Origin of the sequence: Paenibacillus sp. SAF-068, from assembly GCF_051967555.1 — a bacterium.
Taxonomy (GTDB): domain Bacteria; phylum Bacillota; class Bacilli; order Paenibacillales; family Paenibacillaceae; genus Paenibacillus.
Genome location: NZ_JBQCJX010000001.1, coordinates 2,173,471 through 2,185,165, shown reverse-complemented (window position 1 = coordinate 2,185,165; position 11,695 = coordinate 2,173,471). Strand labels below are relative to the sequence as shown.

Below are 11,695 nucleotides of genomic sequence, written 5' to 3'. Positions count from 1 at the left end.
ATCGCGAATCTGAAAAAGGTACATTTACTTTAAAACATATTATTTAAAATTTAAAACTCAAAAAAGCCGCGATTTCCGCGACTTTTTGTTGTACAGTTTTTTTATCATCTATTAATTTTCTCTGGTTGTCAATACAATATCGAACGTCGAACCAGCATCACCCGCGAATACAATGGTTCCGTTCTCAGGCAATACAATTTCATTTTGTCCACTGACCACTGTATGATTAATGCCTATGCCCGCTTGGTTATATACAGTAAATGCGCTGTTTGAAGACATCTTGACCGACATTTCTTTGCCTGCGACTGATGCCGGAATTGAAAACCATGTGGCATGGCCATTCGCTTGAATCGTTGTCTTCGATTGCCTTCCCGCATAGATTGGTTTTATAATTTCTTGAGCGGCATATACGTTGCCTCCAGCTGTAACATATTCCACGCCATTTTCCTCATGGAAATTGAACTCCATCGTGTCACGCCCCGCTAATCCAGGAATTTGCAATTGGTTTACGGCCTGGTTAGCTCCAATGATTTTATTGGTATAGATATAACCTGGAAGCTCATTAAACGTATGAATGGGAATCATTGGAATCGCTGTGTTGTACAGTGTTGATGTGTATTTTTCATTGACTAACACATATGCTTTGCCTTCTCGCTTCTGCCATGCGGTCTTTACTTCTTCGGACAATTCATTGGTATCAAGCTTTTCTGCCTTATATTCCGAGGAAGCAACTTGACCAAGTCCAGGAACAGACTGATACGTGCGAGACCACAAGTATGTGTTTCCATTGACTTCGTGAACGAATTTCAACTTTTCCGTACCCGCATCATTAACAAATGAGCCATCAGCGGTGTACGTATAGGTCTGATCAGGGCTGTTGGGAGATGACAGATTAGATATTGTTAATTGTCCATCATCCTCCACGGCCAAGTTCAACAACATGTTTGCACCACCGCCATACATACCTGTTTGCTGTGAAAGTTCCTTCGGCATGGTTGCTTTCACTGGTGTACCATGTGACTTCTCCGGCTTCCGCTCTGGAATAATATTTTTCTCCTCAAGCGCGCCAAGCAACAGTTCAGTTGCCAGCAATTGGTCCGTTGAGCTGTGACCGCCCGAAGAAGTAACGGCAGCAGCCATATTATATTCAGGAAGCACAATCAATGAGGAGTGATAGGTTATCGTATTGCCACCTTTGCTTACTGCCTGGATGCCGTAATCATTAAAAGGAAACAGGTTCACGCTGTCCCACCCCAGGCCATAACCAATGGACGAATCACCTTCCTCCGGCCAGATGCCTCTCTTGTATTCTTCTTGCTCCATAGCCTCCACAGCTTCCTGTGAAAGTACAGTTTCAACCTCACCTGTAAAGATTTTGGAGAATTGAACCAGATCTTCAGCGGTGGAATAAATGCCTCCCGATCCAATCATGTTGGTAGTCTCTAATGGAAGTCGCTCATCATTCGAAGGAGAATATGTTGCTGCCATCTGGCTAAGATCCACAGTATCCTGCGGTGTTTTGGTATTCTCCATACCCAACGGTTCGGTTATGTACCGATGCATGAATGAGGTGAAGCTCATCCCGCTGACCCGCTCAACCAAAATCTCAGCCAATGTAAACCCATCATTACTATACACCGAGTATACGCCAGGGTCCGCCTTCAGATGTTGTGTTGCCAATTGCTCAAGTAACGTATCATGTGCGTAGGTATCATTATCCCCAAACAATATTGCACTATTGCTCGACGTTCCAAGAAGTCCGGATGAATGATTCAGTAACATGCGTGGTGTGATTTGTTGGTAACGCTTGTCTTTCATTTTAAAGTCCGAGATATACTTTACGACAGGCTCATCGAGATCGATCTTGCCTTGGTCCACTAGCTTCATTACAGCGGTTGCTAACATCATTTTGCTGGTTGAACCAATGCCATACATTGTATCTGAAGATAGCGGAATGTTGTTTTTCAGGTCATTTTTGCCTGCCTGACCGGAGATCACAATCTTACCTTCATCCATCAGTGCGAACTGCACACTTGTTGTAGCGTATGATTCAGTAAGTACCTTAGCCTTTTCGATTGCTGCCTTTTTAGTCACATCATACGTAGGATTACTCCCGTTACTCGTAGCGGGAGTGGCCATTGCCGACAATGGGGACATCATCGCAAACACCAGGGTTATGGCTGCAATCGTTGTTCGTTTCTTTCGTATCAATCTCATCTTCTCCTGTCTGGTCTATGAATTAGGATTCCTCTGTGGAAGTACCCCCGTAGTGTAACCGAAGAAGATGAACTGTCTGTGGCTTGAATGTGAATCGAGTATGAACCAGGCAATAGCGACCGAAACAGGTTCGACACACGGGAATAAAGGCTTTAGTTAACTTTATATGGTTTGCAGATTGAACTTTTGCCATGATAATATATCAATCAGTGGAGTGCCAATAACATGCATACTTACATATGTACATGCAATCCATAATTCAGCATGAGTAATGGAGTTGAATTAATGCTAAAAGTGAATCGAGATGACCCTCGCCCGATCTGGCAGCAACTTCTGGATCAAGCGATTCATAATATTACAACCGGGAAATGGCAACCAGGCGAATTATTGCTCCCCTCACGTGAACTCGCCCAATTAATTGGTGTTTCACGGTCAACCATACAGATTGTGTACGAGGAATTATTCAGCCGGGGGTATACGGTCACTTCACGTCGGGCCGGGACAAGGGTTAGCGATTGGGCATACACACCTCGCTCATCAGACGATGTCACGATGCAAGGGCCGATTCCTCCCGAACTGCCTGCACTAACCGAATCAATTGGTCATCTGCATCGTTGGTTCGGCAATAGAGACCGTCGCAAGATCGAGATTGATTTTAATCCCCACGAGCCTTATTTGGATGAAAGTTTCACAAAAGCCTGGAGGCAATCTTTTTTACAAGCTTCCACTGAAACCAATCTGGATCTTTGGGCTTACGGCGATGCCAGAGGGTTACTGGCGTTAAGAGAGCAGATTCAGCGTTATTTGTCACTTGAACGAGGCATTCATATCGAAGTGGATCAAATCTTGTTAACTTCAGGTGCACAACATAGCATTGATTTAATTGCCCAGTCACTCTTAACTGAGGGAGACAGAGTTTCCGTAGAAGATCCCGGCTTCCCTGCCGCTTGGATGGCGATGAAATACCGCCGGATGCAAGTCGAACCCGTTCCAGTCGATGAGTATGGATTATGTGTAGATCGTATTCACCCACAGACGAAACTCGTTTATGTCACACCTTCTCATCAATGCGCAGCAGGTGTTATTATGTCAGAACCTCGCAGGCAACAATTAATGCACATGGCTGCTCATCATCGATATTGGATAGTTGAGGATGACTACGATAGCGAATTTAGGTACCGTGGGGATCCACTTCCGACTATATTCAGTCAGCAACCTCAGAATACGCTCTATATGATGAGTTTTTCCAAAATGGTTGCACCTGGCATTAGGCTATCCGCCATCATCGGCCCCAGAATAGCCATCGATCGTCTTACCCAAGTTCAGGAATTAACCTATCGTCATCTGCCGATTATGGAACAATTAACATTAACTTATTTTATTGAGCGTGGTCACTTTATGCGCCATATGAGAAGAGTTCGGAACATATACCGACGCAGACACGAAGTCTTGACAAAAGCCATTGTTGCTTCTGGGCTAGGCTCACGATTTACATTAAGTGGTGTGGAGACGGGATTACATATGCTTCTGGAATCTGAAACGTCATTTGACGAAGAAGCGTTGACGAATGCTGCCCTTGATCAAGGTGTGCGCGTGTATCCGCTTAGTAGATATTGCCTGGAGAGTCATCGAAAAGGATGGATATTAGGTTTTGCGAAAGTGAATGAGGATCAGATTGAGGAAGGCATACATCGACTTGCAAAGATTGTATTATGATGGAGAACATGCTCTCCAATCGGATTTGAAAGGATGTTTTTGTGATGAAAATTTTAGTGTTAGGAGCCACCGGACGGGTTGGAAGTCATTTCGTCGCTAGTGCCCTACGTTCCAATCATCATGTAACTGCACTGTTAAGAAGCCCGGAAAAGGTACATATCAGCGATGACCATTTCGTTCTGCTTCAAGGAAACGCTCTAGCCAAAGCAGATATTCATCACGCCATTCAGGGTGCTGATCTCGTTGTTAGTGCCTTGGGTACAGATGGAACGACTACATTATCACAATCCACGAGATTGATTGTTGAGGCTATGGCTCAGGAGCATATCAGAAGAATCATTACCGTTGGTACAGCAGGAATACTGGAAAGTCGAACTAATCCTGGCTTGTTTCGTTTTCAATCCTCCGAATCCAAACGTAAGTCAACGCGCGCTGCTGAAGAGCATCTGGAGATGTACAATATTCTCAAGGCCTCAGAGCTGGAATGGACCATTGTGTGCCCTACCTACTTATTTGACGGAGAATCTCTTGGTAAGTATCGGGTTGAGCGCGACTACTTGCCTGTCGGTGGAACTTCAATATCTGTAATCGATACGGCAGAGTTTGCTTATCAGCAATTAATGTCTGATGAGTATGTACAGTCACGTGTAGGAATAGCCTACTAGGGAATGTGTTAAATTTACTTAAAGTATATCTCTTCTGTTCAAAATTAAGTTTTCAATCTAAGCGAGCAAAACTAAAAGCCTGCAATTGTAATCCTTCAGGATCAATTGCAGGCAACATATGTGTCTGCTCTCAGACTATTCAAGCCCTTCATATAAAGGGAATTGTGAAGTGATTTTTCGGACATTTTCCAATATCTGTTTTTTGACATCCGAGTTCGTTGGATTCTTAAAGGCAAGCCCGATAAGATGAGCAATGTCTTTCATTTCCGCGACTCCAAGACCTCTTGAGGTCATAGCCGGTGTTCCAAAACGGATACCACTCGTAACCAAAGGACTAGCCGTATCGTGAGGGATTGCATTTTTATTCGCCGTAATCCCTACTTCATCAAGTAAAGCTTCGGCTTCTTTGCCTGTAAGGCCCATAGTACGTAAATCAACCAACACAATATGATTATCTGTCCCACCCGATACAAGGTTGAGTCCTTCATCCATTAAAGTTTCTGCCAGTACGTTGGCATTATTCAGAACACGTTCAATATATGTTGTGAAATCGGATTGCAATGCCTCACCTAAGGCCACCGCTTTTCCTGCTATGACATGCATGAATGGCCCGCCCTGGGTTCCTGGGAATACAGCTTTGTCAATCGCCTGGGCCCAGGACTCCCGGCACAAAATGGCTCCCCCTCGTGGTCCTCGCAAAGTCTTGTGCGTGGTGGTTGAGACAAAATGAGCATGCGGTACCGGATTAGGATGAAAACCTGCTGCGACTATTCCGGCTATATGTGCCATATCTACAAAGAAAAGGGCTCCCACTTCGGCGGCAATTTGGGCGAATAATTCAAACTCGATGGTCCGAGGGTACGCACTTCCACCTGCAACGATCATGCGTGGACGATACGTATAAGCCAGTTTGCGTACTTCGTCAAAGTCAATGCGGCCTGTTTGTGCATCCACACCATATGAAACAAAATTATAAAATCTCCCCGAAAAATTAACACGACTCCCGTGTGTTAGATGACCCCCCTGGGATAGATTCATGCCAAGGATCGTGTCACCAATCCCAACCGAGGAGAAATATACAGCCATGTTGGCCTGAGAACCAGAGTGAGGCTGGACATTCGCATGTTCGGCTCCAAAAAGTGCTTTAAGGCGGTCATTCGCTATCTCTTCGACTGTATCGACATGTCCACATCCGCCATAATATCTTCTTCCCGGATACCCCTCCGCATATTTATTGGTCAATACGGAACCCGTTGCTTCCATCACAGCTGGACTTACAAAATTCTCTGATGCAATCAGTTCAATCGTATCCTTCTGCCTTCCAAGCTCTTGCTGAATAGCATTTCCTATGACTTGATCTTGCTTCTCCAAATGCTTCATGAACATCTTCCTCTCCATATTGAAGTTATCTATTCGATCCAAATTGTTTTTTTGAAATTCTACTATTCATTACTAGATGGGCCATCATTCCTGCAACGAGTCCCCAAAATGCACCACCGACACCGAGCAAGGTCACATTGGCTGCGGTCGCCAGAAATGTGATCAATGCGGTTTCACGTCCTTTAGGGTCCGTTAATGCATTCGCGAGACTACCGCCAATTGTCCCAAGTAACGCCAGTCCGGCTAATGTTGCAATAAAGGTAGCAGGAAGAATCAAAAACAGGGTAGCCAACGTTACGCCAAAAATGCCGACAAAAATATAAAATATTCCACAAGCAATACCTGCAATATATCGTTTCGTTGAATCCTCATGTGCATCTTTTCCTGTACAAATCGCTGCTGTAATAGCTGCCACATTAAAAGCATGTGATCCAAATGGGGCTGCCAGAAGCGATCCCAAACCTGTTACGGTCAAAATAGGATTGGCACTTGTCTTGAATCCATCATTACGCAGAACAAGCATTCCGGGCATATATTGCCCTGTCAGGGTAATAATGAACAGTGGCAGCGCAACGCCAAGTAAAGCATTTAACGAAAACGCGGGGAAAACAAATACAGGCGAAGCGACCGCCAATTGGATCGTACTGAAGTCTGTTTTTCCCATACATATCAAATAAATCAAACCAATGGCCAATATGCCAACAATGGCGTAGCGGGAAGTAAACCTTTTTAGCACGATGTAAGCTGCAAACAGCACAGTTACAAGCAAAGGATCAAGCTTTGCCCCTCCAAATGCCGATACTCCAAACTGTAGCAAAATACCTGCCAACAATCCGGAGGCGATACCCGGGGGAATAAGTCGAACAAAACGTTCAAACATGCCTGACATACCCAAAATAATAAATCCAACTGCTGAAATCATGTAAGCGCCAATAGCGTCTGGATAAGGGGTTACCGCTAATGCTGAAACAAGAAATGCCACACCCGGCGTAGACCAGGCTGTAATAATCGGTTCCTTGTATCGATAACTGAGCCAGATCCCCGTTACTCCGACCCCAATCGAGATGGACCAAATCCAGGAAGCCGTCATCTCCGGGCTTAAACCAGCCACTTTTGCAGCTTGAAACACAAGAATAAATGTACCCCCGTAATTTACAATTACGGATATTAAAGCGGCGATCACCGGTGATATCAGATCGCGACCACGTAACGAAGGGGCTGCTGTCTTCATATTTAACACGACCTCTCACTTAATCATCGATGCGTGTGTTTTCATTCCAGTAATATTCGTCTGGTAAATACCGTGGACCAAATACACTTGTTCCTACACGTATCATTGTAGCTCCTTCTTCAATGGCGACCTGAAAGTCACCGGACATGCCCATCGATAAAATATCCATTTCTGCACGCGGAATGTTTTTCTCTTTAATTTGAGTGCGAATACGGTTTAACAAACGAAAGCAATGCCGTGTTTCTTCATTCGTTGCATTCAGTTTTCCGATGGTCATTAAGCCTTTTACGTTCAACGTTTCGAATTGAGTTAACTGTTCTACAAGCTCGACAGCTGTTTCTGGAGAAGCACCAAACTTACTTTCCTCGTAGGACGTGTTAATTTGCACTAGAATGTCTAGAGTCTTATTCTCTTTAAGAAGCTGGTTATGTAACGCCTGACCCAGTTTCAGACGATCCACGGAATGAATGAGGGTAACATATTTAACAACGTCCTTTACTTTGTTTGTTTGCAGATGGCCGATAAAATGCCATTCTACCTGTTTGTTTTGTTCCATCAGTGGAAATTTGTCCCGAAGTTCTTGGGCTTTGTTCTCTCCGAACAGGACCTCACCTGCTTGAATAGCCATTTGTAATTTCTCTAGCGGTACCGTTTTGGTGGCGAGCAACAATGTAATGTCCGTTATGTCACGCCCCGAAGCCTGACAGGCCAATGCTATTTGCTTTCTTACCGATTGGAGATTTTCTTCAACTAGATGTTTCATGTCATGCGCCTTCTTTCTATTCCGCACAGGAATGGATAATTGAGATGAGCTCCTCCTTATGTACTGTGACTGTGTTGAACGTCATGCTAGTATATCAATCACTGGATTGGTTATACATATCCAAAAATACTCTTTTGGAGCAATCCAAAACAATGAAAAAGACTACACTTCAATTGGGGCACCTTTTGTAGGCTTTTAAAAGCCAAAATTCTGTTTGATGGGTTAGCCAACACTTTCAAAATGTAAAAAAGCCGCTAGATTAGCGGCTTGGTTTAGTTCTATGTTCATCTCCCAAACGGAGAAATGGGATATGATGATTTACTCGTTCACGTTTTCCTTCGTTACCAGCTTCAATTCAGCCGGGATCGATGGCTCCACCTGCTTGCCACTGAGCACATCCAGAGCAGCTTGAAGCGCCAGTTGACCAATTAGTACAGGCTGCTGAGCGACGGTTGCCGTCAATTTTCCATCTTTAATGGATTTGATTGCATCATCATTGCCGTCGAATCCGATGACCGGAATGTCTTTACCCGAGCTTTGAATCGCTTCAATCGCACCAAGTGCCATCTCATCATTATGGGCAAATACCGCTTGCACGTCCGGATTACCTTGCAGCAAGTTCTCCATGACATTCAATCCTTTGGACCGATCGAAATCAGCAGATTGTTTGGACACTACATCAAGTTTCTGGTCAGCCACTTCGTGGAAGCCTTTACCCCGTTCTCTTGTTGCAGAAGCGCCAGGCACACCCTCAAGTTCAATGACTTTGGCTCCTTCACCGAGTTGTTCCACGAAGTATTCCGCTGCCATGCGTCCGCCCTTAACGTTATCCGATGCCACCAGTGCTGCCACTTCCCCTTTATCTGCGGAGCGATCCAGCGTGATCACGGGAATGCCCACACTATTGGCGGACTGAACCGCTGTAGAGATCGCTGCAGAGTCAGCAGGGTTAATCAGAAGTGCACTGACTCCTTGCTGAATGAGATCATCCACATCATTGGTTTGTTTGGCTGAATCATTTTGTGCATCAACCACAATGACCTGTACTCCCTGTTTTTTGGCTTCAGCCACAACTCCATCTTTTAATGATACAAAGAAAGGATTGTTTAGTGTAGATATCGACAAACCTATTTTCTTCTGTCCGTTACTTTTGGAAGGATCAGGTTTGGCCCATTCCGGTGGCTCCAGAGAGCACCCCGCCAGAACGATGATCATCAGCATACTTACGAGTGTTAACGTCCACTTTTTCATATCTATTCTCTCCTTATGCTGTTTTCTTGCGGTCCAGCAGGACGGCAATGGCAATGACGATACCTTTCACAACCATTTGGTAAAATGAGTTAACTTCAAGCAAGTTCAATCCATTATTCAACACCCCGATAATCAGAACACCGATCAGTGTACCCACGATGCGACCGCGTCCTCCAGCAAGGCTTGTTCCACCCAGTACCACCGCTGCGATTGCATCAAGCTCATAGGATGTACCTGCTGTTGGTTGCGCTGAATTCAAGCGTGATGTCAGAATTGCACCTGCCAGAGCAGCGAGCATACCTGTCAGGGAGTAGATCATAATTTTCACGCGATTGACTTTGATACCCGAGATAATGGAAGCTTTCTCATTACCGCCGATCGCGTACGTTTTGCGACCAAAAGCTGTTTTATGCAAAACAATCCATAGAATCATGAAGGTAATCAGCATCGTGATTGCAGGTACCGGAATGCCCAGCAGATAACCACGGCCGAACAGTTGGAACAACAGGTTATCCCCGAGCCCTGTAATTGGATTACCATTCGTGTACACCAAGGTAAGTCCTCTGAATATCGTCATCGTTGCCAATGTAGCGATAAATGGAGCCATTCTGCCTTTGGTAATCATCAGTCCATTCACCATACCCATGACACCGCCTAGTGCTACACCGATAATGATGGACAAGATCGGATCGAGACCGGACAACATCATATTTGCTACAAAAGCACTGGATAAAGCCAGGATTGAGCCGACCGACAAATCAATTCCACCCGTCAGGATAACAAACGTCATACCAAAAGCAATCAGCGCATTAATGGAAACTTGACGCAATAAATTCAATATATTAAGCGGTTCCAAGAAACTTGGATTCAACACCGATACGATCAGAATAAGAATGATTAAGCCGAGCAGCGGTCCCAATTTTTGTATCATATTCGAGAAACGGAAGCCGCTTTTAGCCGTTTTGTTTTCCTGCATTGTTGTCATATCACTGTCCCCCTGTGGCCAATGTCATAATGTGTTCTTGCGTTGCTACTTCCCTTGCAACCTCACCACTGATGTGTCCTTCATGCACAACCGCGATCCGGTCGCTCATGCCCAGCACTTCAGGTAGCTCCGACGATACCATGATGATTGCAACACCGCGGTCTGTCAGTTCATTCATCAATTCATAGATTTCGCGCTTCGCTCCGACATCTACTCCGCGTGTGGGTTCATCCAGTATAAGTACGCTTGGACCAATACCAACCCATTTCGCGATAACCACCTTCTGCTGGTTACCCCCGGATAGATTCCTTGCTGCCGTCTCGGAGGATTGCGTTTTGATCTGTAGTCGTTTGATCAATGTATCGACGAAGTCTTGCTCTTTCGAAGTTGAAATGAACCCTTTGCTTGAAAAACTGAACAGATTCGTCAAGGCCATATTTTCGCGAATAGAAAAGTCTAATACCAGCCCCTCATCCTTGCGGTCTTCTGTAATAAAACCGATTCCGTGTTTCACTGCATCTGCCGGTTTGCGAATGTTTGCTTTTTTGCCGCGGATGAAAATTTCACCCGTATCCAGTGTATCCAAACCAAAGATGGTTCTCATAATCTCTGTTCGTCCAGAACCCATAAGTCCTGAGAAACCAAGGATTTCTCCCGCTCTCACGGTGAAGTTAATATTCTCGAACAACCCTTTGCTGCTTGCATTCCTTACTTCCAGAACAACTTCACCATAAGAAGGATTCCGGACAGGATAACGCTCGGTAAGTTCACGACCTACCATTTTCCGAACCACTTCATCGAAGCTTGTCTGCAGAATGGCTTGTGTGTCTACCGTTCTTCCGTCACGCATGATGGTAATGCGGTCACAGATCGTGAATATCTCCTCCATGCGGTGAGAAATATACACGATGGATACGCCTTCCTTCTTCAGTGAGCTGATTACACCAAACAGTTTCTGGATCTCGCGCTCCGTGAGGGCAGCTGTAGGTTCGTCCATAATGATGACTTTGGCATCTGTCATTAGCGCTTTGGCAATCTCGATCATCTGTTGCTGTCCGACAGAGCACTCTCCGGCAGGACGTTCCAATGGAATGTCTACGGAAAGCTTAGCGAACTGCCCTTTGGCAAGCGCTTTCATCTGTCTTGTATTAAGCAATCCAAAGGATGATGTCAGTTCCTTGCCAATGAAGAGATTATCCAGCACTGTCATTTCAGGCCATACGTTCAGCTCCTGATGGATAAAGGTGATCCCCAATTTCTCTGCTTCCTTCGCGCTTCCAAAATAGGTTTCTGCTCCGTCGATACTGATGGTTCCCTGATCACGCTGATGAAGACCAATCAGAATGTTCATCAGTGTGGATTTGCCGGCTCCATTCTCCCCCATCAGGGCATGAACCTCACCATCTTTTAGTTCAAAATCCACTCCGCTCAGCACCTGATTCGTTCCAAACGCTTTATGAATGTTTTGCATCTGAATGTGCATTACG

The 11,695-nt window shown here is 45.1% G+C and carries 9 protein-coding genes; 2 read left to right on the top strand and 7 right to left on the bottom strand.

From position 1 onward, the window contains the following. Positions 1-111: 111 nt before the first annotated feature. Positions 112-2,217 carry a serine hydrolase domain-containing protein gene (locus tag ACTHPG_RS09585; protein ID WP_440388951.1) on the bottom strand — a complete coding sequence of 702 codons (2,106 nt, stop codon included), beginning with the start codon at positions 2,215-2,217 and terminating at the stop codon, positions 112-114. Between the two features lie 285 nt (positions 2,218-2,502). On the opposite strand from ACTHPG_RS09585, the gene pdxR reads away from it, so the two are divergent. Further along, the gene (pdxR, locus tag ACTHPG_RS09580) at positions 2,503-3,933 is read left to right on the top strand and encodes a MocR-like pyridoxine biosynthesis transcription factor PdxR (protein WP_440388950.1); all 1,431 of its coding nucleotides are present in this window, start codon (positions 2,503-2,505) and stop codon (positions 3,931-3,933) included. A 44-nt stretch (positions 3,934-3,977) separates the two neighbouring features. Beyond that, positions 3,978-4,598: an NAD(P)-dependent oxidoreductase gene (locus tag ACTHPG_RS09575; protein ID WP_440388949.1), complete on the top strand. Its 621-nt coding sequence runs from the start codon at positions 3,978-3,980 to the stop codon at positions 4,596-4,598. A gap of 135 nt (positions 4,599-4,733) precedes the next feature. On the opposite strand, the gene glyA is transcribed toward ACTHPG_RS09575, so the two are convergent. The 6 genes from glyA to ACTHPG_RS09545 form a co-directional block, all read right to left on the bottom strand. Further along, positions 4,734-5,978: a serine hydroxymethyltransferase gene (gene glyA, locus ACTHPG_RS09570; RefSeq protein WP_440388948.1), complete on the bottom strand. Its 1,245-nt coding sequence runs from the start codon at positions 5,976-5,978 to the stop codon at positions 4,734-4,736. A gap of 25 nt (positions 5,979-6,003) precedes the next feature. Next, positions 6,004-7,209 (bottom strand): benzoate/H(+) symporter BenE family transporter, encoded by a 1,206-nt coding sequence (locus ACTHPG_RS09565; RefSeq protein WP_440388946.1) that lies wholly within the window; start codon positions 7,207-7,209, stop codon positions 6,004-6,006. Positions 7,210-7,228: 19 nt separating this feature from the next. Next, on the bottom strand, positions 7,229-7,972 hold the full coding sequence (locus ACTHPG_RS09560) for a YggS family pyridoxal phosphate-dependent enzyme (RefSeq protein ID WP_440388944.1): 744 nt from the start codon (positions 7,970-7,972) through the stop codon (positions 7,229-7,231). Between the two features lie 318 nt (positions 7,973-8,290). Further along, complete coding sequence (rbsB, locus tag ACTHPG_RS09555; RefSeq protein WP_440388943.1) at positions 8,291-9,223, bottom strand: ribose ABC transporter substrate-binding protein RbsB; 933 nt, start codon at positions 9,221-9,223, stop codon at positions 8,291-8,293. A gap of 13 nt (positions 9,224-9,236) precedes the next feature. After that, positions 9,237-10,199, bottom strand: coding sequence for an ABC transporter permease subunit (locus tag ACTHPG_RS09550; RefSeq protein ID WP_440390202.1), 963 nt, complete (start codon positions 10,197-10,199; stop codon positions 9,237-9,239). 10 nt (positions 10,200-10,209) lie between these two features. Further along, a complete protein-coding gene (locus ACTHPG_RS09545) occupies positions 10,210-11,691 on the bottom strand; it encodes a sugar ABC transporter ATP-binding protein (RefSeq protein ID WP_440388941.1) in 1,482 nt (493 codons plus the stop codon). Positions 11,692-11,695: the final 4 nt, after the last annotated feature.

Bases quoted from the DNA above. Each gene is read 5' to 3' on its own strand.
- ACTHPG_RS09585 (WP_440388951.1), bottom strand. From the start codon at position 2,217: ATGAGATTGATACGAAAGAAACGAACAACGATTGCAGCCATAACCCTG.
- glyA (WP_440388948.1), bottom strand. From the start codon at position 5,978: ATGAAGCATTTGGAGAAGCAAGATCAAGTCATAGGAAATGCTATTCAG.
- ACTHPG_RS09575 (WP_440388949.1), top strand. From the start codon at position 3,978: ATGAAAATTTTAGTGTTAGGAGCCACCGGACGGGTTGGAAGTCATTTC.
- pdxR (WP_440388950.1), top strand. From the start codon at position 2,503: ATGCTAAAAGTGAATCGAGATGACCCTCGCCCGATCTGGCAGCAACTT.
- rbsB (WP_440388943.1), bottom strand. From the start codon at position 9,223: ATGAAAAAGTGGACGTTAACACTCGTAAGTATGCTGATGATCATCGTT.
- ACTHPG_RS09560 (WP_440388944.1), bottom strand. From the start codon at position 7,972: ATGAAACATCTAGTTGAAGAAAATCTCCAATCGGTAAGAAAGCAAATA.
- ACTHPG_RS09550 (WP_440390202.1), bottom strand. From the start codon at position 10,199: ATGCAGGAAAACAAAACGGCTAAAAGCGGCTTCCGTTTCTCGAATATG.
- ACTHPG_RS09565 (WP_440388946.1), bottom strand. From the start codon at position 7,209: ATGAAGACAGCAGCCCCTTCGTTACGTGGTCGCGATCTGATATCACCG.
- ACTHPG_RS09545 (WP_440388941.1), bottom strand. From the start codon at position 11,691: ATGCACATTCAGATGCAAAACATTCATAAAGCGTTTGGAACGAATCAG.